Source organism: Enterobacter cloacae complex sp. P1B, assembly GCF_014982345.1.
Classification (GTDB): domain Bacteria; phylum Pseudomonadota; class Gammaproteobacteria; order Enterobacterales; family Enterobacteriaceae; genus Enterobacter; species Enterobacter bugandensis.
Genome location: NZ_JADCLF010000006.1, coordinates 382,556 through 407,060 on the forward strand (window position 1 = coordinate 382,556; position 24,505 = coordinate 407,060).

The 24,505-nt window shown below is 58.3% G+C and carries 22 protein-coding genes; 13 read left to right on the forward strand and 9 right to left on the reverse strand.

Translation table 11 applies throughout. The features are described from left to right. Window positions 1-6: 6 nt before the first annotated feature. The 4 genes from INF77_RS06495 to INF77_RS06510 are packed head-to-tail and all read left to right on the forward strand — an operon-like array spanning window position 7 to window position 2,450. The gene (locus tag INF77_RS06495) at window positions 7-549 is read left to right on the forward strand and encodes a fimbrial protein (RefSeq protein WP_049137051.1); all 543 of its coding nucleotides are present in this window, start codon (window positions 7-9) and stop codon (window positions 547-549) included. 9 nt (window positions 550-558) lie between these two features. Continuing rightward, window positions 559-1,089 carry a fimbrial protein gene (locus INF77_RS06500; protein WP_028014487.1) on the forward strand — a complete coding sequence of 177 codons (531 nt, stop codon included), beginning with the start codon at window positions 559-561 and terminating at the stop codon, window positions 1,087-1,089. After that, window positions 1,055-1,792 carry a molecular chaperone gene (locus INF77_RS06505; RefSeq protein WP_074171846.1) on the forward strand — a complete coding sequence of 246 codons (738 nt, stop codon included), beginning with the start codon at window positions 1,055-1,057 and terminating at the stop codon, window positions 1,790-1,792. Before INF77_RS06500 ends, INF77_RS06505 begins: the two co-directional genes overlap by 35 nt. 31 nt (window positions 1,793-1,823) lie before the next feature. Then, window positions 1,824-2,450 (forward strand): hypothetical protein, encoded by a 627-nt coding sequence (locus tag INF77_RS06510; protein ID WP_049137050.1) that lies wholly within the window; start codon window positions 1,824-1,826, stop codon window positions 2,448-2,450. A gap of 46 nt (window positions 2,451-2,496) precedes the next feature. On the opposite strand, the gene lsrG is transcribed toward INF77_RS06510, so the two are convergent. The 6 genes from lsrG to lsrA are packed head-to-tail and all read right to left on the reverse strand — an operon-like array spanning window position 2,497 to window position 8,182. Next, window positions 2,497-2,790, reverse strand: coding sequence for a (4S)-4-hydroxy-5-phosphonooxypentane-2,3-dione isomerase (gene lsrG, locus INF77_RS06515; protein WP_028014490.1), 294 nt, complete (start codon window positions 2,788-2,790; stop codon window positions 2,497-2,499). Further along, window positions 2,787-3,674 carry a 3-hydroxy-5-phosphonooxypentane-2,4-dione thiolase gene (gene lsrF / locus INF77_RS06520; protein ID WP_028014491.1) on the reverse strand — a complete coding sequence of 296 codons (888 nt, stop codon included), beginning with the start codon at window positions 3,672-3,674 and terminating at the stop codon, window positions 2,787-2,789. The genes lsrG and lsrF overlap by 4 nt, the downstream gene beginning before the upstream one ends. An 11-nt stretch (window positions 3,675-3,685) precedes the next feature. Next, window positions 3,686-4,687 (reverse strand): autoinducer 2 ABC transporter substrate-binding protein LsrB, encoded by a 1,002-nt coding sequence (lsrB, locus tag INF77_RS06525; protein WP_047367089.1) that lies wholly within the window; start codon window positions 4,685-4,687, stop codon window positions 3,686-3,688. A 1-nt stretch (window position 4,688) separates the two neighbouring features. Then, window positions 4,689-5,666 carry an autoinducer 2 ABC transporter permease LsrD gene (gene lsrD / locus INF77_RS06530; protein WP_193532104.1) on the reverse strand — a complete coding sequence of 326 codons (978 nt, stop codon included), beginning with the start codon at window positions 5,664-5,666 and terminating at the stop codon, window positions 4,689-4,691. Further along, window positions 5,667-6,698: an autoinducer 2 ABC transporter permease LsrC gene (lsrC, locus tag INF77_RS06535; RefSeq protein ID WP_063155307.1), complete on the reverse strand. Its 1,032-nt coding sequence runs from the start codon at window positions 6,696-6,698 to the stop codon at window positions 5,667-5,669. It lies immediately after the preceding gene. Continuing rightward, window positions 6,695-8,182 carry an autoinducer 2 ABC transporter ATP-binding protein LsrA gene (lsrA, locus tag INF77_RS06540; protein WP_193532121.1) on the reverse strand — a complete coding sequence of 496 codons (1,488 nt, stop codon included), beginning with the start codon at window positions 8,180-8,182 and terminating at the stop codon, window positions 6,695-6,697. The genes lsrC and lsrA overlap by 4 nt, the downstream gene beginning before the upstream one ends. A 215-nt stretch (window positions 8,183-8,397) precedes the next feature. On the opposite strand from lsrA, the gene lsrR reads away from it, so the two are divergent. The 3 genes from lsrR to INF77_RS06555 all read left to right on the forward strand — a co-directional run bounded on the left by lsrR (window position 8,398) and on the right by INF77_RS06555 (window position 13,189). Continuing rightward, window positions 8,398-9,369: a transcriptional regulator LsrR gene (gene lsrR, locus INF77_RS06545; protein WP_193532105.1), complete on the forward strand. Its 972-nt coding sequence runs from the start codon at window positions 8,398-8,400 to the stop codon at window positions 9,367-9,369. Between the two features lie 32 nt (window positions 9,370-9,401). Then, a complete protein-coding gene (gene lsrK / locus INF77_RS06550) occupies window positions 9,402-10,982 on the forward strand; it encodes an autoinducer-2 kinase (protein WP_193532106.1) in 1,581 nt (526 codons plus the stop codon). Window positions 10,983-11,167: 185 nt separating this feature from the next. Further along, complete coding sequence (locus INF77_RS06555) at window positions 11,168-13,189, forward strand: NADPH-dependent 2,4-dienoyl-CoA reductase (protein WP_193532107.1); 2,022 nt, start codon at window positions 11,168-11,170, stop codon at window positions 13,187-13,189. Here the strand turns inward: INF77_RS06555 and rlmG are convergent. Beyond that, window positions 13,186-14,322, reverse strand: a complete 1,137-nt coding sequence (gene rlmG / locus INF77_RS06560) for a 23S rRNA (guanine(1835)-N(2))-methyltransferase RlmG (RefSeq protein WP_193532108.1) — start codon at window positions 14,320-14,322, stop codon at window positions 13,186-13,188. The two genes, INF77_RS06555 and rlmG, sit on opposite strands and share 4 nt — an antisense overlap. An 83-nt stretch (window positions 14,323-14,405) precedes the next feature. Between rlmG and INF77_RS06565 the strand changes: the two genes are divergently transcribed. The 4 genes from INF77_RS06565 (at window position 14,406) to sstT (ending at window position 18,660) form a co-directional block, all read left to right on the forward strand. After that, the gene (locus INF77_RS06565) at window positions 14,406-14,909 is read left to right on the forward strand and encodes a YgjP-like metallopeptidase domain-containing protein (protein ID WP_023333531.1); all 504 of its coding nucleotides are present in this window, start codon (window positions 14,406-14,408) and stop codon (window positions 14,907-14,909) included. 70 nt (window positions 14,910-14,979) lie between these two features. Beyond that, a complete protein-coding gene (locus INF77_RS06570; RefSeq protein ID WP_193532109.1) occupies window positions 14,980-15,978 on the forward strand; it encodes a Gfo/Idh/MocA family protein in 999 nt (332 codons plus the stop codon). Window positions 15,979-16,228: 250 nt separating this feature from the next. Further along, complete coding sequence (locus INF77_RS06575; RefSeq protein ID WP_047367080.1) at window positions 16,229-17,197, forward strand: TerC family protein; 969 nt, start codon at window positions 16,229-16,231, stop codon at window positions 17,195-17,197. A gap of 221 nt (window positions 17,198-17,418) precedes the next feature. Beyond that, the gene (gene sstT, locus INF77_RS06580) at window positions 17,419-18,660 is read left to right on the forward strand and encodes a serine/threonine transporter SstT (RefSeq protein ID WP_041907970.1); all 1,242 of its coding nucleotides are present in this window, start codon (window positions 17,419-17,421) and stop codon (window positions 18,658-18,660) included. 140 nt (window positions 18,661-18,800) lie between these two features. Here the strand turns inward: sstT and INF77_RS06585 are convergent, their stop codons facing one another. Beyond that, window positions 18,801-20,288, reverse strand: a complete 1,488-nt coding sequence (locus INF77_RS06585; protein ID WP_193532110.1) for a UxaA family hydrolase — start codon at window positions 20,286-20,288, stop codon at window positions 18,801-18,803. Between the two features lie 17 nt (window positions 20,289-20,305). Further along, on the reverse strand, window positions 20,306-21,718 hold the full coding sequence (uxaC, locus tag INF77_RS06590; protein WP_088204362.1) for a glucuronate isomerase: 1,413 nt from the start codon (window positions 21,716-21,718) through the stop codon (window positions 20,306-20,308). A gap of 476 nt (window positions 21,719-22,194) precedes the next feature. Between uxaC and INF77_RS06595 the strand changes: the two genes are divergently transcribed. Together INF77_RS06595 and exuR are read left to right on the forward strand one after the other, a co-directional pair. Continuing rightward, window positions 22,195-23,493 carry an MFS transporter gene (locus tag INF77_RS06595; RefSeq protein WP_028014505.1) on the forward strand — a complete coding sequence of 433 codons (1,299 nt, stop codon included), beginning with the start codon at window positions 22,195-22,197 and terminating at the stop codon, window positions 23,491-23,493. Window positions 23,494-23,608: 115 nt separating this feature from the next. Beyond that, window positions 23,609-24,385 (forward strand): transcriptional regulator ExuR, encoded by a 777-nt coding sequence (exuR, locus tag INF77_RS06600; RefSeq protein ID WP_028014506.1) that lies wholly within the window; start codon window positions 23,609-23,611, stop codon window positions 24,383-24,385. The last annotated feature ends 120 nt before the right edge of the window (window positions 24,386-24,505 follow it).

Here is a 24,505-nt window from a genome sequence, read left to right on the forward strand (position 1 = left end):
TGAAAAATGAGAGTCTTGTATTTTGTCGCCCTGGCGACGCTGTTCTCTGGCATAGCAACAACGTACGCCGATGAGGGTTTTACAGTTAACCTCCAGATATACGGCACAATTATCGGCGAATCGTGTGAAGTTGATGTGAACAGTAAAGAACAAACGGTTGATTTAGGCGCATTCGATATATCTGAATTTCCCGCAACCGGAACAACGACGCCGGAAAAAGCGTTCACGATCGATCTTAAAAATTGTTCACGCGCCATTCAGGGTACAAAAATCTGGTTCAGCGGTATGCCGGATACCAATAACTCGGACCTGCTGGCGCTCAGCGACACGGGTAAAGGAACGGCTGGCGAAATGGCGACGGGCATTGGCGTAGAGCTTCTCAATGCCGGAATGAATCCGATTAAAATAAATAATACGGAATCCGAAATTTATCCCTTAAAGCAGGGAGATAATAGCCTGACGTTTAATTTACGGTACAAATCGACCCTGCCCGAGGTTACGACAGGGAATGCTACGGCCATCATGTATTTTGATCTGCTCTATCAGTAGGATGCGGAAATGAAAAAGTTTTTCACAATAATATTCACCGCGCTTTTTCTGGTGCCATTTTTTTCAGCGCGTACACTGGCGCACGACGGTACAATTTATATCACTGGCGTGATCCATAAAAAGACGTGCAGTATCGCGCCTGATTCTCAGAACCTGACCGTCACAATGGACAGCGTGCAAAGTAAATATTTCACCCAGTCAGGTATGGGCGCTGATTATCATCCGTTTGCTATTAATGTGGAAAACTGTGCCGGAACAGAAGGCTCAGTCAGTATTACCTTTGACGGCACACCCGATACAGCAAACCCGGATTTACTGACGCTCATCGGCGGTGAAGGCTACGCAACCGGTATCGGCGTAGGAATTTACAACCAGGACAAGTCGCTCATCTCTATGGGAAGTAAAAGCCAGAAGACGATGATTATTCCTAATCAAAGCGACGCGACTCTTCAGTTTTACGCCCGCTATGTTGCCACCGCAAACAAGGTCACCACGGGAACGGCAAATGCGACGACAACCTTTATTCTCAATTATGCGTAAGTGTGTTTATCCGGCGAAGATCCTGCTTCTCTTTTTTCTCTCCACCATCATGCTTCAGGCGCAAGCTGGCGTGGTGATCGGCGGAACGCGGTTTGTCTATCCGGAACGTGAGAAATCGATCAGCTTTTCCGTGCGTAACCCTTCTGACGAATCGTATCTGATCTACACCAAAGTCGAGCCGGGTGGCCTGTGGACTGGGGCGGATGCCCCACACGGGGTTCAATCCGCATTTGTGGCCACGCCGCAGCTGTTCTCATTGCGTCCGCAACGCGAAAACACGATTCGGCTGATATTTACGGGAGGAAAGTTACCCGAGAACCGGGAAACGCTGTTCACGTTAAACGTTGCGGCGATCCCTTCCGCTAATCCGCACACCACGGGTGTGCAAACGGCGGTACGTTCACGCTTTAAACTTTTTTATCGGCCCACCGGGCTCACCGGCAATCCTGATGATGCTTATCAGGCCTTACGCTGGTCACGAAACAAAAATAACGTCGTTGTGAATAATCCGACGCCTTACTACATCACGCTTTATCAGCTCAGCCTCGGCGGTAAGCGCATCGCTGATGGCGGCCTTGTCGCCCCTTTTAGCGAGCGAGCGCTCGAGGGTTGTCCAGACCCAGGGGTATGCCAGGTGCGCTGGCAAGCGATTAATGACTATGGACGCATTATGCCTGTTCGTACACAGGCACTGGCGTCCTAGTCCCGTCTCTCTCTTTTACGGAATAATATCAATGGAAGTTTCAACCTCCCTTCGTCGCCTTTCGCTTCTGCTGGCTGCGACTCTGACTTTCTCAGCCGCAGCGCAGGCAGAGCAAGCAACGCCACAGCAGATTGAACAAACAGGAAAAGCCGCCGAAGCGTATTTCGCCGCCCATCCTGAAAAAATGGGTGAAATTGTCTCTACCTATCTCGCTGAACATCCTGAATTTTTAGTTGCGGCAGGGGAAAGCCTTCGCCAGCGTCAGGAGATAGCGCAGCAACAGGCCATGGTGCAAAATGTCATCCTCCATCGCGAGCAGCTGCTTGCTGGCGGCGATCCTGTTGTCGGGCCCGCCAACGCAAAAGTCGCCGTGGTGTCTTTTGTGGATGAGCAATGCGTGAACTGCAACGTCACAGAAACGCTTATCCATGCCAACCCGGATATCCGTTTTATCTTTAAAAAATTGCCTTCGGCCGGGTCGGCAAACAAAGTGTTACAGGACAATGTGAAGCTCGTGAAGCAGATCGGTTTTGCCAACGCGCCGGCGTTTGTGGTTTTACCTCAGGAAAAAGATCCGGTCATTCAGCGCATTAGCGTGATGTCAGGAAACGTCTCTTCCGATGCATTAATCATGGCGATCCAGAAAGCCAAAGGATAAGCCAGGATGCCCGATGACGCGCATGAGTGCGTCATCGGGCATCGAATTACTCCGGCAACAGCCCCACAAAACTGCGTTTTTTGCGCGGCTCCGACATCAGCTCCTCAAGCTTGTCCACGCACGCCAGATAGTGCGGGGTTTGCTTATGCGCCAGCACCGCCGCTTCGTCCTTATAAGCCTCGTAGATAAAGAACCGGGTTTTCACCCTCGGGTCCTGCAACACGTCAAAGCGCAGGTTCCCCGGCTCCCTGATGGCTCCCTCATGGTTGGCGCGAAACACCTCAAGAAACTCGTCCACCCGCTCGGGCTTGATGTTAATCTCAACCAGCGTCACGTTCATTTTGCTTCTCCCTGTTTCTCTTCCTGCCAGAACTGAAACGCCTCCCGGGCGCTCACGTTCTCGTGAACCACTTTTTTCACCGCTTTCAGCATGGCGAGCGGCGCGCTGGACTGGAAGATATTGCGCCCCATGTCCACGCCGGACGCCCCCTGATCAATCGCCCGCCAGCACATCTCCAGCGCCTCAAGCTCCGGCAGCTTTTTGCCCCCGGCGATGACGATCGGCACCGGGCAGCTGGCGGTCACTTTTTCAAAGCCCTCGTCCACGTAGTAGGTTTTGACAAACTGCGCCCCCATTTCGGCGGCGATGCGGCTGGCGAGCGAGAAGTAGCGCGCGTCACGCGCCATCTCCTTGCCGACGCCCGTTACCGCGAGCGTTGGCATGCCGTAGCGCGCCCCTGCATCGACAAGCTTGATGATGTTGTTGATAGACTGATGCTCAAACTCGCTTCCGATGTACACCTGCGCCGCTACCGCGCAGACGTTCAGGCGCAGGGCATCTTCCATCGCCACCGCCACGCACTCGTTCGAGAGTTCCCCCAGAATCGAGTTACCTCCGGAAGCGCGCAGCACCACCGGTTTGTTTGTCGCGGCGGGCACCTGGCTTCGCAGAATGCCGCGGGTACACATCAGCACGTCGGTTTCGCCAAACAGCGGGGCGATGGAGAGATCAATACGCTCAAGGCCGGTGGTCGGCCCCTGAAAGTAGCCGTGGTCAAAGGCCAGCATTACCGTGCGGTTGCTCTGCGGGTTAAAGATGCGCGCCAGGCGGGACTGCATGCCCCAGTCCAGCGAGCCGCAGCCCTTCAGCGTGAACGGCACATTCTGCTGCGGCGTGCCGATGCCAAAATCCTTGCCGTCTTTGATGTCGTCTAAATCAGCCATTTGCTCCCCCGTCAGAAATCGTATTTGCTGATGTTTTCTTTGGTGAACACCACCCGCTCCGGCAGCAGCACGATGCCGTTGCCCTTCGCCTCATACTGATAACCCTGCACGCTGTTCGGCTCCACCTTCAGGGCGCCGATACCTTTTACGTCCACGCTGTCGCCAGGGTTAAGATCGCCTTTTTTCAGCAGACGATCGGCGACATTGACCGCAATTTTGCCCTGTTGTACGACATCCCACAGGCCGAAGGCTTTCACCGTCCCGCGCTCAACGTACGGACGCATGACGTTCGGCGTGCTGAAGCCGACAATCGCCACCCCTTCCCGCTTCAGGTTTTCCGCCGCCTGCGCCGCCGCCGGCAGGGCATTGGCGTCCGGCGCGATGATCGCGTCCAGATCCGGATACGCTTTTAAGATCCCCTCGGCGGTCTGCAGAGATTTGGTGGCGTCGTTATAGCCAAACTGGGTGGTCACGATCTGCCACTGGGGGTGATCTTTCTCGATTTTCGCCTTCGCCTCTTTCACCCACTGGTTCTGGTCGGTGACGGTTGGGCTGGAGTAGAAGAACGCCACTTTGGCATTCGGTTTGGTGACCTGCTTGCCCGCCATCTCTACCAGCAGGCCGCCGAGCTGTTCCGGCGTCCCCTGGTTGATATAAATGCTGCGGCACTCCGGTTTGGTGTCGGAATCCCAGGTCAGCACCTTCACGCCGCGCTGCATCGCGCGCTTCAGCGCCGGGCAGAGACCGTCCGGCGACACGGCAGAGACGATAATGGCGTTATAGCCCTGGTTGACGAAGTTATTGATGAGCTGCACCTGGCCGGAAACGCTCGGCTCTGTCGGGCCGTCGTAGGTCACGTCCACGCCAAGATCTTTCCCCGCCTCTTTCGCGCCGTTGCCGCCGCTGGTGAAGAAACCCACGCCCACCAGCTTGGGGATAAAGGCAATGCGGTCCGCCGCCTGCGCCGAAGCGAAGCTGAGGGCCATTGCCAGGACGAGCAGTTTTGTTTTCATCTTACGCTCCGGATAGTTTTCTGAAGAGAGATCGCACCCATTCGCGGTGCAGACTTAGCGAACGTCCCATCACCACCACAACCAGCAGCGCCCCCGACAGCGCGCTCGACACTTGGTTGGGGATGCCGACCATCTGTAATCCCTGCTGGAGATACCCCACCAGCAGCGCCGCCAGCGCCGTACCCAGCACCGACCCTGACCCCCCGTAAATATTTGCCCCGCCGAGTACGGCGGCGGTGAGTGCGGGCATCAGCAAATCGCGCCCCAGATCCGAACGCGCAGAGCCGAAATAGGAGACCATCACCAGCGCGGCCACCGCCGACGCCACGCCCACCAGACCGTACAGCGCGTAGGGCATGCCGTTCACCGACAGCGCCGCATAGCGCGCCGCGCGCGGATTCTGGCCGATTAAAAACAGATGGCGGCCAAAGCGCCCGCGATGGGTAATCAGCCAGAAGAAGGCGGTAATCACCGCGAACAGCACCAGCGGGATCGGCAGCCCCAGCACCGTGAGGTTAGCGAACGCGGTAAAACCGTCCGGGAAGCCGCTGATGCCCTCGTAGCCCGTCGCCCCCGCCATGCCGGAGAGCAGCAGCGCGCCGCCGCCGTAGAGGTAGAGCGTGCCGAGGGTAATGACTAAAGGGCTAATGCCGGTGTAGTGGATCAGCGCCGCATTCACCAGCCCACACAGCAGGCCAAGCAGCAGCGTCAGCGGAACGGCGATCGTCATGGGCCACCCCGCTTGCATCATCACCCCCAGCGCGATGGCGCACAGGCCGATGGTGGAGCCCAGCGAAATGTCGATCCCGCCACTGATAATCACCAGCGTCAGCGGCAGCGCCACGATGCCGATGCAGATGAAATCGCTGGTGCTGAACAGCAGCATGTTAACGTCGAGCATGCGCGGGTTAATGGCGCCGAAGAGCAGGATCTCCAGCACCAGCAATATCAGCAGCGCGATTTCCCAGTTGAGCCTCATTTACGCCACCTCTTTGTTGCGTTTGGGAAAGGGGGTGACGTGCTTTCCCCCTCTGTTGCCAGGCTGGAACCGGCCGTACTTCAGCGCCCGCTGATGGCGTGACAGCGCCTGGCGCAGCCGCCCGTCGAGCACCAACACGCCCAGCAGCACCAGCCCGGCGATGAAGTCGTTCCACCACGCCGGTAGCCTGAACAGCACCAGCACGGTGTCGATTTGAGTAAGGAAAAACGCGCCGAGGAACGCACCGACCAGCGTGCCGGTGCCGCCCAGCAGCGAAATGCCGCCGAGCACGCAGGCGGCAATGGCCTTCATCTCCAGCCCGCTGCCGGTCTGGTTGGGCACAAAGCCGATCTGCGCGGCAAAGACAATCCCGGCGCAGGCTGCCAGCATGCCGTTGAGGGTGAAGGCGATCATGCGCGTGCGGTTCACCGCCACGCCCAGCTGGCGCGCGGCGGCGAGGTTATCCCCCACCGCGTAAAAATCACGCCCGAACGAGGTGCGCGATAGCCCCCACGCGCCAACGACAACGAGAATCAACACTCCCACGCCGAGCGGTGAAATGCCGATGGCGGCAGGCTCGGAGAGAGATTTCAGCCCCGGCGGCAGCCCCTCAATCCACTTTCCGCCCGTCCAGAGCAGCATCGCGCCGCGGTACAGCCCCAGCGTGCCGAGGGTGGCGACAATCGCCGGAATGCGCAGCCCCACCACCAGAAAACCGTTGAACGCCCCCGCCAGCGCGCCAATCGACAGTGCAAAAAGTATCGATACCGGCAGGCTGTAGCCACCGTTGAGCGCCACGCCGACGGCAATCGCGGACAGCCCGACGGTCGAGCCCACGGAGACGTCGATATTGCGGGTCAGCATCACCAGCGCCGCGCCGATGGCCAGCAGGATCAGGATCTGCGCGCTGGCGAAGATCATCCCCAGCGTTTGCAGGCTGAAGTAGGACGGATTCAGCGCCACCAGCACGGCGAACAGCGCCAGAATGGCAAGAAACGCGCTCAGCTCGCGGTTTTTGAGTAAGATCTTCATGATTGTCCTCCAAACGCCAGCGCCATCATCCGATCGAGACTGACGGCGTGGCGCGGCAGCTCGCCGCTGAGTACGCCCTGATGCATCACCAGCACGCGGTCCGCGAGGCCGGGGAATTCATCGAGATCGCTTGAGATCATCAGCACCGCAACATTCTGCGCCGCCACGCTTTTAATGAGCTGGTAGATATCGGCGCGCGCCGACACGTCCACGCCGCGCGTCGGCTCATCGACGATCAGCAACAAAGGATTGGCCTCCAGACAGCGCGCCAGCAGCACCTTCTGCTGGTTGCCGCCGGAGAGCGTGCGCACGGTTTGATCCGCATGATTGAGCTTGATCCCCAGCGCCCGGTGATAGCGCTCCACCACCGCAGACTCCCGCTTTCGCTGCTGCCAGAGCGACGGCTCGTTCAGTGCCACCGTGTTCCAGCGGACAGGCGCGTCGAGAAACAGGCCGGACACCTGCCTGTCTTCCGGCAGATAAACCAGCCCTTTTTCCAGACGTGAACCCACCGGATCGGAGGTGATCTCCCGGCTCTCCAGCCACACCCGCCCGCCGCGTACGGGACGCAGGCCGTAGAGCGTTTCGGCAAACTCGGTGCGCCCGGATCCGACCAGTCCGGCAAGGCCAACGATCTCCCCGGCGTAAATCTCCAGGCTGAGATCGATAAAGCCCTCTCCGGTGAGATCTTCCACGCGCAGCACCGGAAAATCCTGCGGCTGGGTGCGGCGATTGCCCGGCAACGCCAGCCACAGCTTTTGCGCATCGCTTAAGCCTTTCTCGCGGCTGACCGGCGTCATGGCGGCGATCAGGGCGCTGTCGTCAAACTGGACGGTTTCGCCGCTGAGCACCACCGCGCCGTCGCGCATCACCGAAACGTGGCTCGACAGCGTGCGGATTTCCGGCAGCTTATGCGAGATAAAGACAATCCCGACGCCGAGCGCCTGTAAGGCGCGGATCTGGCGAAACAGCCGTTCAGTTTCGCCGGGCGTCAGCGAGGCCGTGGGCTCGTCGAGGATCAGAATTCTGGCGTTGCGCATCAGCCCGCGCAGGATCTCAACCATCTGCTGGTCCGCCACTTCCAGGGTGCTGGCCGTTGCGTCGAGATTAAGCTGACATTGCAGCTGCTGGAGTTTCTCCGCCAGCCGCTTTTCCCGATCGCGCTCGCGCGGCAGGCGGAACAGGATGTTTTCCCGCACGGTCAGGTTGGGGAAAAGCAGAGGCTCCTGCGGCACCAGATAAATGCCTAACCGATGCGCCTGCGCCGGGGTAAGCCGTGCAAAAGACTCGCCCGCAACCGAAAGTTCACCGCTATCCGGCGTTTCCACCCCAGCGATGATCTTCATCAGCGTCGATTTTCCCGCGCCGTTACCGCCCATCAGCGCATGCACCTGCCCCGCAAGCAGCGTGAAATCAATGCCTTTTAAGACCGGCACGCCTGAGAACTGCTTGCTGATATTTCGCGCGTTGAGAAGTGGTGTCATCATCGCTCCGCTATTGAACAAATGATTTTTAGATTTAATAATGTTCAAAAGCGTAGACGGTGAACTATATTTACAACCGTGCAGGGATCACAGTTTTATCGATTGAGATTCAGATTAACCAGAAACGATCTAAAAGATCCGTTTTGCCGCGTGGCTCACATTTTCACGCCGCGCCATTACGAACATATGATCTAAATTTTTATAAGAGTTCAATTATGAGCGATAAACGCACTGCGGAAGAAGGACGGTTTGCCGGGCTGGCGCTGGCGGAAGAGGAGCTGGTGGCGCGCGTCGCCTGGTGCTACTACCACGACGGGCTGACTCAGAATGATATCGGCGAACGGCTCGGTCTGCCGCGCCTGAAGATCTCCCGCCTGCTGGAGAAAGGCCGCCAGTCGGGGGTGATCCGCGTGCAGATCAACTCCCGCTACGAGGGCTGCCTGGCGCTGGAAACTGAGCTACAGCAGCGCTTTGGGCTGAAGCTGGTGCGCGTGATGCCTGCCCTAAATACCCCGCCGATGAACGTGCGGCTGGGCATTGGCGCGGCGCAGTCGCTGATGGGCGTGCTGGAGCCCGGCCAGCTGCTGGCGGTGGGGTTCGGTGAAACCACCATGAGCAGCCTGCAACACTTAAGCGGCTTTATCAGCTCGCAGCAGATCCGCCTGGTGACGCTTTCCGGCGGCGTGGGGCCGTATATGACCGGTATCGGCCAGCTGGATGCGGCCTGTAGCGTCAGCATGATCCCCGCCCCGCTTCGCGTCTCATCTGCGGAAGTCGCCGGGATCTTAAAACGTGAGACCAGCGTTCGGGACGTGATCCTCGCCGCGACCGCCGCTGACGTGGCGGTGGTCGGCATTGGTTCCGTGAACCAGCGCCGTGACGCGACCATACTGCGCTCCGGCTATATCAGCGAAGGTGAACAGCTGATGTACGCCCGTAAAGGGGCGGTGGGCGATATCCTCGGCTATTTCCTTAACGCCGAAGGGGAATGCGTCGAGGAGCTGGAGATCCATAAAGAATTACTCGGCGTCACGCTCGATGAACTGGCGCAGCTGCCCACCATCGTCGGCGTGGCCGGAGGGGAAGAGAAAGCCGATGCGATTTATGCCGCACTGAAAGGTCGCCGTATTAATGGCCTGGTGACGGAAGAGACGACAGCCCGCGCGGTGCTGGCTCTGGCCGAATAAGAGTCGCCCTGCGCTAATAGCGAGGCAAGCTCATGAGTTACCTTTTAGCGTTAGATGCAGGGACAGGCAGCGTTCGCGCCGTGATTTTCGATTTACAGGGCAACCAGATTGCCGTCGGCCAGGCCGAGTGGAAGCACCTGAGCGTGGAGCACGTGCCGGGGTCGATGGAGTTCGATCTCGACACCAACTGGCAGCTGGCCTGCCGGTGCATTCATCAGGCGCTGTCGCGCGCGAATCTGACCGCGGCGGATGTTCAGTCCGTCGCCTGCTGTTCGATGCGCGAAGGGATCGTGCTGTACGACCGCAGCGGCGAGGCCATCTGGGCCTGCGCCAACGTTGACGCCCGCGCCAGCCGCGAGGTGGCTGAACTCAAAGAGATCCACGACTACCGTTTTGAATCCGAAGTGTATGACGTTTCCGGCCAGACGCTTGCCCTTAGCGCCATGCCGCGCCTGCTCTGGCTGGCGCATCACCGTCCGGACATCTACCGCAAGGCCGCGACCATCACCATGATCAGCGACTGGCTGGCGGCAAAGCTCTCCGGCGAGCTGGCGGTCGATCCGTCTAATGCGGGCACCACCGGCATGCTGGATCTCTTTTCACGCGACTGGCGTCCGGCGCTGCTCGACATGGCCGGGCTGCGCGCCGATATTCTCTCGCCGGTGAAAGAGACCGGCACCGTGCTGGGGGCCATCACGAAAGAAGCCGCACAGCAGAGCGGTTTACGCGAGGGCACGCCGGTAGTGATGGGCGGCGGCGACGTGCAGCTGGGCTGCCTGGGGCTGGGCGTTGTCCGCGCCGGACAAACGGCGGTGCTGGGCGGCACCTTCTGGCAGCAGGTGGTTAACCTGCCGCAGGTGCGCACCGACCCTGAGATGAACATCCGCGTGAACCCGCACGTTATCCCCGGCATGGCGCAGGCGGAGTCGATCAGCTTCTTTACCGGGCTGACCATGCGCTGGTTCCGCGACGCCTTTTGTGCCGAAGAGAAGCTGATTGCCGAGCGGATGGGGATGGACACCTATTCCCTGCTGGAAGAGATGGCGGGCCGCGTACCCGCTGGCTCCCACGGCGTAATGCCAATCTTCTCCGACGCGATGCATTTCAAGCAGTGGTACCACGCCGCGCCGTCGTTTATTAACCTCTCTATCGACCCGGAAAAGTGCAACAAAGCGACGCTGTTCCGCGCCCTGGAGGAGAACGCGGCAATCGTCTCGGCCTGTAACCTGACGCAGATTTCGCGCTTCTCCGGCGTGACGTTTGATAGCCTGGTGTTTGCGGGCGGCGGCGCAAAGGGCGCCCTGTGGAGCCAGATTTTAAGCGACGTCACCGGCCTGCCGGTGCGCGTGCCGGAAGTCAAAGAGGCAACGGCGCTCGGCTGCGCCATTGCCGCCGGAACGGGCGCGGGGCTGTTTGCGGATATGGCCTCGACGGGCGAGCGGCTGGTGAAGTGGAGCCGCGAGTTTACGCCAAACCCGCAGCACCGGGAGCTGTACGACGGCATGATGAAGAAGTGGCAGGCGGTGTACGCGGATCAGCTCGGGCTGGTGGACAGCGGGCTGACCACGTCGATGTGGCAGGCGCCGGGGTTAGCGCGTGCAGCGACGCCGTAAATAACGCCGGATGGCGCTGCGCTTATCCTTCCTGGGGTTTTGTAGCCCCGGTAAGCGTAGCGCCACCGGGGAAGTTCTTTGAGATCTATCACAATCATTCGATCCCGCTTTTACCTTTCTGCTGCCGCTGGCTAAATTAGTAACTCATCCGACCACATAACAATAATTTTACACTGGAAGAGACTATGAGCCGCTACCCGTCGCTATTCGCCCCCCTCGATCTGGGGTTTACCACCCTTAAAAACCGCGTGTTAATGGGCTCGATGCACACCGGGCTGGAAGAGCGTCCGGACGGGGCCGAGCGCCTGGCGGCCTTCTACGCCGAGCGCGCGCGCCACGGGGTGGCGCTGATTGTCACCGGCGGCGTAGCCCCTGCCCCTTCAGGTGTGACGATGGAGGGCGGCGCAGTTCTGAATGATGCGACACAGCTGCCGCATCACCGCATTGTCACGGACGCGGTGCATAACGAAGGCGGTAAAATCGCCCTGCAAATTCTGCATACCGGGCGCTACAGCTATCAGCCAAAGCTGGTTGCGCCATCGGCTATTCAGGCGCCGATTAACCGCTTTACCCCTCACGCCCTCAGCCACGACGAGATCCTGGCGCTGATCGACGATTTTGCCCGCTGCGCCGCGCTGGCGCGTGAGGCGGGCTACGACGGTGTGGAGGTGATGGGCTCTGAAGGCTATCTGATTAACGAATTCCTCGCCGCACGCACCAACCAGCGCGACGATGAATGGGGCGGTGACTATGCCCGCCGGATGCGCTTTGCCGTGGAGGTGGTGCGCGCGGTGCGCGAACGTGCGGGCGCGGACTTTATTATTATCTTCCGCCTGTCGATGCTCGACCTGGTGGAGGGCGGCGGCACGTTCGACGAAACCGTGCAGCTGGCGCAGGCGATTGAAGCCGCAGGTGCCACCATCATCAACACCGGGATTGGCTGGCACGAAGCGCGCATCCCGACCATCGCCACGCCGGTGCCGCGCGCGGCGTTCAGCTGGGTAACGCGCAAGCTGAAGGGCAAAGTCTCCGTTCCGCTGGTAACGACGAATCGCATTAACGACCCGCAGGTGGCGGACGATGTGATCTCACGCGGCGACGCCGATATGGTATCGATGGCGCGTCCGTTCCTCGCGGACTCCGAACTGCTCTCCAAAGCGCAAAGCGGCCGTGCGGATGAGATCAACACCTGCATCGGCTGTAACCAGGCCTGTCTGGATCAGATCTTCGCCGGCAAAGTCACCTCATGCCTGGTGAACCCCCGCGCCTGCCATGAAACGAAAATGCCGGTCGTCCCCGCGGTCAGTCAAAAACGCCTGGCCGTCGTGGGAGCCGGCCCCGCTGGGCTGGCGTTTGCGGTGAATGCCGCCTCACGCGGGCACAGCGTGACGCTGTTTGATGCCGCCGGTGAAATTGGCGGGCAGTTTAATATCGCCAAACAGATCCCCGGCAAAGAGGAGTTCTATGAAACCCTGCGCTACTACCGCCGGATGATCGATCTGACGGGTGTTGATCTGCGGCTTAACCAACTTGTCAGCGCGGCGGATCTGATCGGTTTCGACGAGGTGATCCTCGCGAGCGGGATCGCACCGCGCACGCCTGCAATCGAGGGTATCGATCATCCGAAGGTGTTGAGCTATCTGGACGTATTGCGTGACAAAGCGCCCGTTGGCGAGAAGGTGGCGATTATCGGCTGCGGCGGGATCGGCTTTGATACCGCGATGTATTTAAGCCAGCCGGGCGAGGCCACCAGCCAGAACATCGCCGAGTTTTGCGTAGAATGGGGCATTGATACCAGCCTGAGCCAGTCCGGCGGATTACGGCCGGAAGGGCCGCAGCTGCCGAAAAGCCCGCGCCAGATCGTGATGCTCCAGCGTAAGGCCAGCAAGCCGGGTGAAGGGCTGGGCAAAACCACGGGCTGGATCCACCGCGCCACCCTGCTCTCGCGCGGAGTGAAGATGATCCCGGGGGTGAGCTACCAGAAGATCGACGACGACGGGCTGCATGTGCTGATCGGTGGTGAACCGCAGCTGCTGCGCGTGGATCATGTGATTTTGTGCGCCGGACAGGAGCCAAAGCGCGATCTGGCCGATCCGCTGCGCGAAGCGGGTAAAACGGTGCATTTGATCGGCGGGTGCGACGTGGCGATGGAGCTGGATGCGCGGCGGGCGATTGCGCAGGGCACCCAGCTTGCACTGGTTATTTAGCGACGGCGACCCAGCTTCACCGCTTTCAGCACCACAAACTTGTTATTGGTCGCAATGGTGACGCAGTTGCCGAAAATCTTTTTCAGCTTGTGGAAGTAGTCCAGGTGGCGGTTCGCCACGATATACAGCTCGCCGTTGATTTTCAGGCAGCGGCGCGCGTGGTGGAACATCTCCCACGCGACGTTATCCGTCAGGGCGTGCTTCTGGTGGAACGGCGGGTTGCAGAACACGGCGTTGAAGCGGAAAGGCTCAACGCCGGAGAGCGCGTTGTTGATCATAAATTCGCAGCGATCCACCGCTTCCGGCATGTTGGTTTCTACGTTAAGACGGCTGGAGGCCACCGCCATCGGCGACTCGTCGCTGAACACCACGCTGGCTTCCGGATTCTTCGCCAGCAGCGTCAGGCCAATCACGCCGTTGCCGCAGCCCAGATCGACAATCTCCCCTTCCAGGTTTTCCGGCAGGTGCTCCATAAAGAAACGCGCCCCAATATCCAGCCCGGTGCGGGAGAAAACGTTCGCATGGTTATGGATGGTCCAGTCGGTGCCTTCCAGTTTCCAGCTCAGCGTCTCCGGCGCGTCGGCCAGCTCCGGTGCGCTGAAGGTGCAGTTGATCAGGCGCGCTTTTTTCCAGGCAAGCGTGGTAGTGGTCGGGCCGAGGACCTTCTCGAACAGCTCCAGCGTCGACGTGTGAATATCGCGCGCTTTGGCACCCGCAATGATGCGGGTTTCCGGCGTGACGACTTTGCGCAGCGCGCACAGCTGCTGCTCCAGCAGTGCCATGGTTTTTGGCACCTTGATCAATACCACGCCCGGCGCCTGCGGGTAGTCCGCGGTGCTGTCGAGGAACTTCACGCTGGACTCGTCGATGTCGTTATGGCGCAGGTTTTCACGCGTCGCCAGTTCGCTCAGGTAGGAATCGCCAATGCTGTACGGCGTGTGCTCTGCCAGGGCGCAGCCCAGGGCACCAAACGCGTCATTCAGGATCAGAACCGGGCCGCGGATTTCAGTCTCATCCAACTGCTGCAGCAGATATTCATCCGCCGCTTCCCACGCCTGAAGCGGGTTTACGTCGTCCGTTTCCGGGAAACGTTTAAGGTTGAGTGAACGGAAACCGTTGTCTAAGTGGCTCATCGGCCCTCCTGAATGGTAAAATTTGGCGTATCCCTGAAAAGGGTGCGTGAGTATACCCGTTTTCGCATTAATTTGGGCTTTTGATGAACCAACTTACTTATCTCCAGGGCTACCCGGAGCATTTACTGACTCAGGTTCGCAGCCTGATTGCCGAGCAGAAGCTCGGCGCGGTGCTGGAAAAACGCTATCCCGGCACGCACGATTTCGCGACCGATAAGGCGCTCTGGCAGTATACGCAGGATCTGAAAAGCCGATATCTGAAGAGCGCGCCGCCGATCAACAAGGTGATGTACGACAACAAGATCCACGTGCTGAAAAATGCGCTCGGCCTGCACACCGCCATCTCCCGCGTACAGGGCGGCAAGCTGAAGGCTAAGGCGGAGATCCGCGTGGCGACGGTTTTCCGTAACGCGCCGGAAGCCTTTCTGCGGATGATCGTGGTGCATGAGCTGGCGCACCTGAAAGAGAAAGAGCACGACAAAGCGTTCTATTCCCTGTGCTGCCACATGGAGCCGCAGTATCACCAGCTGGAGTTTGATACCCGCCTGTGGCTTACGCATTTATCGTTAAATGGTAATGCGGAATAGCGCACTGGTTTTGCAATAATCCCGTGCTACAGTGGCTAAAGGTTCCCCGCTACGGAGTACGTAAACGTTTATGATACGTTTCGCAGTCATTGGAACGAACTGGATCACGCGCCAGTTCGTCGACGCCGCCCACGAAACCGGCAAACTTAAACTCACCGCAGTCTATTCCCGCAGCCTTGAGCAGGCGCAGAGCTTTGCTAACGATTACCTCGTCGAGCATCTCTTCACCTCCCTGGATGAAATGGCGCAAAGCGACGCCATTGACGCGGTTTATATCGCCAGCCCGAACTCCCTGCACTTCCCGCAAACGGCGCTGTTTCTCGGCCACAAAAAGCACGTAATTTGCGAGAAGCCGCTGGCCTCGAATATTGAGGCAGTGGAAGCGGCCATTGCGCTTGCCCGCGAAAACCAGGTGGTGCTGTTCGAAGCGTTCAAAACCGCCAGCCTGCCGAATTTCCTTCTGCTGCAGCAGTCCCTGCCGAAAATTGGCAAAGTGCGCAAAGCCTTTATCAACTACTGCCAGTATTCGTCGCGCTATCAGCGCTATCTGGACGGCGAGAATCCGAATACCTTTAATCCGGCCTTCTCAAACGGCTCGATTATGGATATCGGTTTTTACTGCCTGGCCTCTGCCGTAGCGCTGTGGGGCGAGCCGCACGGCGTTACGGCCACCGCCAGCCTGCTGGAGAGCGGCGTGGATGCACACGGTTTGGTGGTGCTGGACTACGGTGATTTTAGCGTCACGCTGCAGCACTCCAAGGTGAGCGATTCCGTGTTGCCGAGCGAAATTCAGGGCGAAGCCGGGTCGCTGGTCATCGAGAAGATCTCCGAATGCCAGAAGGTGAGCTTCGTGCCGCGCGGCGGCAAAGCGCAAGAACTGACGCAGCCTCAGCATATTAACACTATGCTCTATGAGGCAGAGGTCTTCGCCCGTCTGGTGGAAGATAACGAAGTGAATCACCCAGGCCTTGCGGTAAGCCGCACCACGGCGAAGCTGCAAACCGAGATCCGACGCCAGACCGGCGTGGTGTTCCCGGCAGACGGCGTCGGCGCGGAAGCGATCGCGTAAAGCTGTGTAATGAAACGGCGCAGACCATTGACGAAACCGATGGTCTGACATATTTTGTTACCTGCAAAGGGGAGTAACTTCTTCGTCGGTGGATCGTCATTACGATGCGTAAAATATGCATCCGGTCGCCGGGCAACCTTCGTGGTTGTAAGTGAGACCTTGCCGGAAGGCGAGGTCTATGCATAAAAAGCTAACGGCTATCGTCTTCTGACCATGGCCGTTTTTGTTTTTTATGTGTAAGGAAAATAGTATGCATTCTGTCGGCACTCCAATGCTGTGGGGCGGATTCGCGGTTGTCGTGCTCATCATGCTGGCGATCGACCTCTTTTTGCAGGGTCGTCGCGGCGAGCACGGCATGAGCGTTAAGCAGGCCGCCGTCTGGTCGCTGGTCTGGGTTACCCTCTCGCTCCTCTTTTGCGCCGCCTTCTGGTGGTATCTGGCCTCGACTGAAGGCCGTGCGGTGGCCGATCCTCAGGCGCTCGCCTTCCTCACCGGTTATCTGATTGAAAAAGCCCTGGCGGTTGATAACGTCTTCGTCTGGCTGATGCTGTTCAGCTACTTTGCTGTGCCTGCAGCATTGCAGCGCCGCGTGCTGGTCTACGGCGTGCTGGGTGCCATTGTCCTGCGTACCATCATGATCTTCGCCGGCAGTTGGCTAATTACCCAGTTCGAATGGCTGCTGTACGTGTTCGGCGCGTTCCTGCTGTTTACCGGGGTCAAAATGGCGCTGGCGAAAGAAGACGATACCGGTATCGGTGATAAGCCGCTGGTGAAGTGGATCCGTGGTCATCTGCGCATGACGGACAAGATCGAGAGCGAGCACTTCTTCGTGCGTAAGAACGGCCTGCTGTTTGCTACCCCGCTGCTGCTGGTGCTGATTCTGGTCGAGCTGAGCGATGTGATTTTCGCGGTAGACAGCATCCCGGCAATCTTCGCGGTGACGACTGATCCGTTCATCGTGCTGACTTCTAACCTGTTTGCGATCCTCGGTCTGCGCGCGATGTACTTCCTGCTGGCAGGCGCGGCAGAGCGCTTCTCGATGCTGAAGTATGGTCTGTCGGTGATTCTGGTGTTTATCGGTATCAAGATGCTGATCGTGGATTTCTACCACATCCCGATCGCCATTTCGCTTGGCGTGGTGTTCGGCATTCTGCTGGTGACGCTGGTTATCAATACCTGGGTTAACCGCCAGCACGATAAAAAGCAGCAGGCGGAGTAATCCCCTCACCCTAACCCTCTCCTCAAAGGGGAGAGGGTTAACACACTTTTGTGACTCAATAGTTAAAAAATATGATGTGACACGTAAAATCCAGCATTTTACTCTTCCGCCTTTCCCCGCTTTCCTTGATACTCAACCAGGCAAACAAATATTTACATCCTGAAATAAATGTGACTTAGAGCACATCCAGGATGGAACACAATTTCACTTAGGAATTTAGTATGAGCACACAATCTAAGGGCCTGCTTGCGCGTCTGACGCAGGGTAGCCTGGTTAAACAAATCCTGGTAGGTCTGGTTCTGGGTATTCTGCTGGCCCTGGTGTCAAAACCTGCCGCGGAAGCGACGGGGCTTCTCGGAACGCTTTTCGTGGGCGCGCTGAAGGCCGTTGCGCCGGTGCTGGTACTGATGCTGGTCATGGCTTCTATCGCCAATCACCAACACGGACAAAAAACCAACATTCGCCCGATTCTCTTTTTATATCTGCTGGGCACGTTTTCTGCTGCGCTGACCGCAGTGGTCTTTAGCTTCCTCTTCCCCTCCACGCTACATCTGACCTCTGCGGCGGGCGACGTCACGCCGCCTTCAGGCATTGTGGAAGTGCTGCGCGGCCTGCTGATGAGCATGGTTACGAACCCCATTGATGCCCTGCTGAATGCCAACTACATTGGCATCCTGGTGTGGGCGATCGGCCTGGGCTTCGCCCTGCGTCACGGCAACGAAACGACGAAAAACCTGGTCAACGACATGTCCAACGCCGTGACCTTTATCGTTAAGGTCGTGATTCGCTTTGCACCCATCGGTATCTTCGGCCTGGTGTCGTCTACCCTGGCCACAACCGGCTTTGACGCGCTGTGGGGCTACGCGCAGCTGCTGATGGTGCTGGTCGGCTGTATGCTGCTGGTGGCGCTGGTGATCAACCCGCTGCTGGTGTTCTGGCAGATCCGCCGTAACCCGTATCCGCTGGTGCTGACCTGCCTGCGCGAGAGCGGTGTATACGCCTTCTTCACCCGCAGCTCGGCGGCAAACATTCCGGTCAACATGGCGCTGGCGGAGAAGCTGAACCTGGACCGCGATACCTATTCCGTGTCGATCCCGCTGGGTGCGACCGTGAACATGGCAGGTGCGGCGATCACCATCACCGTGCTGACCCTGGCGGCCGTGCAAACGCTGGGTATTCCTGTGGATCTGCCAACGGCGCTGCTGCTAAGCGTGGTGGCGTCGCTGTGTGCCTGTGGCGCATCCGGCGTGGCGGGCGGTTCGCTGCTGCTGATCCCGCTGGCGTGCAATATGTTCGGCATCCCGAACGAGATCGCCATGCAGGTTGTGGCCGTCGGCTTCATCATCGGCGTGCTGCAGGACTCCTGCGAAACCGCGCTGAACTCCTCTACCGACGTGCTGTTCACCGCAGCGGCCTGTCAGGCGGAAGACGCGCGTTTAGCGAAGAATGCCCTGCGAGGTTAACAGCAAAACGGCAACCCTGAGGTTGCCGTTTTTAGTGTTTGTACCCTCTCCCCGTGGGAGAGGGTCAGGGTGAGGGCATCAGGCCGCACCGATTAAAGTTCAGTAGGTCGGGTAAGCGCTAGCGCCACCCGACAAAACACTTAAAGCGTCACACCACTCTTAAAGATCGCCAGCTCGCGGAAGTCGTTCTTCTCGTTACAGGTCTGCCTGCCGTTAGCAAACTCCACGATAGTTTCCACGAACTCCGTCAGCAGCTGCGGCATCGCTTTGCCGTGGATCAGCTGGCCTGCGTCGAAATCGATCCAGTGCTTTTTCTTCGCCGCCAGCTCGCTGTTGGTGGCGATTTTCACCGTCGGCACAAAACCGCCGTACGGCGTACCGCGACCGGTGCTGAACAACACCATGTGACAGCCCGCCCCCGCCAGCGCGCTGGTGGCGACCGCATCGTTACCCGGTGCGCTCAGCAGGTTCAGGCCGTGGGTTTTCAGGCGTTCGCCGTAGCGCAGAACGTCCACCACCTGGCTGGCCCCCGCTTTCTGGGTGCAGCCGAGGGATTTCTCCTCCAGCGTGGTAATTCCGCCCGCCTTGTTCCCCGGCGATGGGTTCTCGTAAATCGGCTGATTGTGGGCAATGAAGTACTGTTTGAAGTCGTTCACCATGGTGACGGTCTTCTCAAACGTCTCTTCGTCGCGGCAGTGGCTCATCAGAATGCGCTCCGCGCCAAACATCTCCGGCACTTCGGTGAGCACCGTGGTGCCGCCGTTGGCAATCACGTAATCCGAGAAGCGGCCCAGCATTGGGTTAGCGGTAATGCCGGAAAGACCGTCAGACCCGCCGCACTCCAGGCCAAACTTCAGCTCGCTCAGCCTGCCCGGCTCGCGCCTGTCGTGGCGCATCACCTCATACAGCTGATGCAGTTGCTCAACGCCCGCTTCCACTTCGTCGTCCTGATGCTGGCACACCATGAAGTGAACGCGCTCAGGGTCGAATTCTCCCAGCGTCTCGCGGAAGGCGTCGACCTGGTTGTTCTCGCAGCCGAGGCCGATCACCAGCACTGCGCCCGCATTCGGGTGGCGCACCATGTTTTGCAGCATGGTGCGGGTGTTAATGTGGTCGTCACCCAGCTGGGAGCAGCCGTAGGTATGGCTGAACAGATGTACCCCGTCGATGCCCTCGGCATCGTGGGTCTCCTTCAGAAAGCGGGTCTGGATCTGACGCGCAATGCCGTTCACGCAGCCGACGGTCGGCAGGATCCACAGCTCGTTGCGGATCCCCACATCACCGTTTGCGCGACGGTAGATTTGCACCTCACGATCCCCCGCCTGCACGCCTGCCTTCGGTAGTTCAGGCTGATAGCTGTACTCGTCCAGATCGCTGAGATTGGTGCGGGTATTGTGGGAATGAATATATTCACCCGGCGCAATATCCGCCAGCGCATGGCCGATGGGCAAACCGTACTTCACCACGTTCTCCCCTTTTGCAATGGGGATCAGGGCAAACTTGTGTCCACGTCCAATGGCCTGGCGCAACGTGACCAACTGGTTATCGAAGGCCACTTCCGTGCCTTCGGTTAAATCTGCCAGCGCGACGGCCACGTTATCCAGCGAATGGATTTTGATGTATTGCATATCAACCTCAGACGGCCTTAGTTCAGTTCAATGGCGAAGTAGTCACGCGCATTGTTAAAGCAGATGTTTTTCACCATTTCGCCCAGCAGCTGGATATCCGCTGGCGCTTCACCCGCGTGCACCCAGCGGCCAATCATCTGGCACAGGATGCGGCGGAAATATTCGTGGCGAGTGTAGGAGAGGAAGCTGCGGCTGTCGGTCAGCATACCCACGAAGCGGCTTAACAGACCGAGCTGAGCCAGCTGCGTCATCTGACGCTCCATGCCGTCTTTCTGATCGTTGAACCACCAGCCGGATCCGAACTGCATCTTGCCCGGCATACCTTCGCCCTGGAAGTTGCCCACCATGGTGCCCAGCACTTCGTTATCGCGCGGGTTCAGGCAGTAGAGAATGGTTTTTGGCAGCAGGTTTTGCTCGTTCTGTTTGCTCAGCAGTTTTGACAGCTCTTCCGCCAGCGGGCGGTCGTTGATGGAGTCAAAGCCCACGTCCGCGCCCAGCAGTTTGAACTGGCGCTGGTTGTTATTGCGCAGCGCGCCGATGTGGTACTGCTGTACCCAGCCGCGACGGGCGTATTCCGCACCGAGGAATACCAGTACCGCCGTTTTGAACTGCGCCACTTCGTGCTCGCTAAGCGATTCACCGGAGAGGCGACGCGCCAGGATGCTGTCCAGTTCGGCTTCGTTGGATTCCGCGAACAGCACCACGTCCAGCGCATGGTCAGAGACTTTACAGCCGTGCGCCGCGAAGTGGTCCAGACGTTTGGTCAGCGCGGTTTGCAGATCGGCGAAACGACGGATGTCGGTATCGGACACTTCCGCCAACTTCGCCATATAGTCGTTGAACGTGGCCTGCTCAATATTGAAGGCTTTGTCCGGGCGCCAGCTTGGCAGCACTTTAATGTCAAAAGAGGCGTCTTTGGCGACAACGGCATGATGCTCCAGGGAGTCAATCGGATCGTCGGTGGTGCCCACCATCTTCACATTCATCTGCTTCATGATGCCGCGCGCGGAGAAGTTATCCTGCGCCAGCAGTTCGTTGCACTGGTCCCAGATTTCATCCGCCGTAGCGGGAGAAAGCAGCTTGCCGGTGATACCAAACGGACGACGCAGTTCGAGGTGCGTCCAGTGGTATAGCGGGTTGCCGATAGTGTGCGGAACGGTCGCCGCCCAGGCGTCGAACTTCTCGCGATCGGTCGCGTCGCCGGTACACAGGCGCTCGGCCACGCCGTTGGTGCGCATTGCGCGCCATTTATAGTGGTCACCCTTCAGCCAGATATCATACAGGTTTTTGAAACGGTAATTTTCGGCAACCTGCTGCGGCGGTAAGTGGCAGTGGTAGTCGAAAATTGGCTGGTCTTTAGCGTAGTCGTGGTACAGGCGGCGGGCAAATTCGGTATCTAACAGAAAATCGTCGGTCATAAACGGCGTCATTATCGTCTTCCTCATTACGGGAGCGTCAGAAAGCGTATGTTCATATGCTGCAAAGTTATCACACCAATTTCCACCCACCGAAGCTTTTTTCGTGAGTGAGATCAATAAACGCTAACAAATAAATTACCCTCAATGGAGTAAACCCTTCTACAGGCCGCGCCGTTTCTGGCTTTGCGCGCAGCGATTAATGTCCCTACAAAGAATCATACATTTGTGATGTCACTCACCTTTTAAAGCTGTATGACAAGTTATCGTTTCGCCGTCGCAAACACTAAGCCGACGGAATGCGTTACCGGTGTGAGACACATCGGATTTAACGGTACGGATACCGACTTATGCACGCTTACTTATGGCAAGGTTCGGGCCGTTCCGGGACATTCTCCCGGCTACGCCCCTCCCGTTACACAACTGCTCCCGGCAACGGTTGAGAGGTTGCCGTGCTCTGGCGCGGAAATAACATAACGATGAGGTTTTAGATGCGTAAAATTAAAGGGTTACGTTGGTATATGATCGCACTGGTGACGCTGGGTACCGTGCTGGGCTACCTGACACGTAACACCGTGGCAGCCGCGGCGCCAACGTTGATGGAAGAGCTGCATATCTCCACGCAGCAATACTCTTACATCATCGCGGCCTATTCTGCCGCTTACACCGTCATGCAGCCTGTTGCTGGGTATGTTCTCGATATTCTGGGTACCAAAATCGGCTATGCCTTCTTCGCCATCGCCTGGGCGGTATTCTGCGGTGCAACCGCACTGGCAGGCAGCTGGGGCGGCCTGGCGCTGGCCCGTGGCGCGGTCGGTGCGGCAGAAGCCGCAATGATCCCGGCGGGGCTGAAAGCCAGCTCTGAGTGGTTCCCGGCAAAAGAGCGTTCCATCGCGGTGGGTTACTTCAACGTGGGCTCGTCCATCGGCGCAATGATTGCGCCGCCGCTGGTGGTGTGGGCCATCGTGATGCACAGCTGGCAGATGGCATTCATTATCTCTGGCGTGCTGAGCTTTGCCTGGGCAATGGCGTGGCTGGTTTTCTATAAACACCCGCGCGATCAGAAAAAACTCTCCGAGGAAGAACGCGAATACATTATTGGTGGTCAGGAAGCGCAGCATCAGACCAACAATGGCAAGAAGATGTCCGTCTGGCAGATCCTGGGCACCCGTCAGTTCTGGGGTATCGCCCTGCCGCGCTTCCTGGCTGAACCGGCCTGGGGTACCTTCAACGCGTGGATCCCACTGTTTATGTTTAAAGTCTACGGCTTTAACCTGAAAGAGATCGCGATGTTCGCCTGGATGCCGATGCTGTTCGCTGACCTGGGCTGTATCGTGGGCGGCTACCTGCCACCTCTGTTCCAGCGCTGGTTTGGGGTGAACCTGATTGTTTCCCGTAAGATGGTGGTGACCATGGGCGCCCTGCTGATGATTGGCCCGGGCATGATCGGCCTGTTCACCAGTCCGTATGTGGCTATCGCCCTGCTGTGCATCGGTGGGTTTGCGCACCAGTCCCTGTCCGGCGCGCTGATTACGCTCTCGTCTGACGTCTTCGGTCGCAACGAAGTGGCCACCGCCAACGGCCTGACCGGGATGGCCGCGTGGACCGCGAGTACGATGTTCGCGCTGGTCGTCGGCGCGCTGGCGGATACCATCGGCTTCAGCCCGCTGTTCGCGGTGCTGGCAATCTTCGACCTGATGGGCGCGGTGGTTATCTGGACGGTGCTGAAAAGCAAATCCGCAGAGGAGCTGGCGAAAGAGTCTCTCGGGCGACCGGCTACGCAGAGTTAGCGAAAATGCGTTTCACCGAAGCCGCCCCCGGGCGGCTTTTTTAATGGCAAAATCTGGAGAGTATTCCGTGAAAGTGGTATAACAAATCATCTGCCGTACCCTGCCTGGAGCGCATATGGAAATCACCGAACCACGTCGTTTATATCAACAACTTGCTGCCGAGCTGAAAGATCGCATCGAGCAAGGGGTCTATCTTGTCGGTGATAAACTTCCTGCCGAGCGCTTTATCGCGGATGAAAAAAGCGTAAGCCGAACCGTGGTGCGCGAAGCGATTATCATGCTGGAAGTGGAAGGCTACGTTGAGGTACGCAAAGGTTCCGGCATTCACGTTATTTCTAATCAGCCTAAACACTCTCCGGTGGCGGATGAAAGTCTAGAATTCGCCAGCTACGGTCCGTTTGAGCTGCTCCAGGCTCGCCAGCTGATCGAAAGCAATATTGCCGAATTTGCCGCCACGCAGGTGACCAAGCAGGACATCATGAAGCTGATGGAGATTCAGGAGAACGCTCGCAAGGAAAAATGTTTCCGTGATTCCGAGTGGGACCTGCAGTTTCACGTTCAGGTCGCCCTGGCAACCCAAAATACAGCGCTGGCGGCAATCGTTGAGAAAATGTGGACTCAGCGCGTTCACAACCCGTACTGGAAAAAACTGCACGATCATATTGATTCGCGTACCGTGGACAACTGGTGTGACGACCACGATCAAATTCTTAAGGCGCTGATTCGTAAAGATCCCCACGCCGCGAAGCTCGCCATGTGGCAGCACCTGGAAAACACCAAGCAGATGCTCTTCAATGAAACCAGTGACGACTTCGAATTTAACGCTGACCGTTATCTTTTTGCCGATAATCCTGTCGTTCATCTCGATACGGCCCCGAGCGGCGCAAAATAGGCGACCTTTCTACCGGCAGGCGCTTCGCTGCGCCTCCCCGCCTGAATGGGTAAGCAAAACATATATAGTGTCAGCCTTTGTAAAATCCCTCGCTCACTTTCAGGGCTTACGCCAAAATCA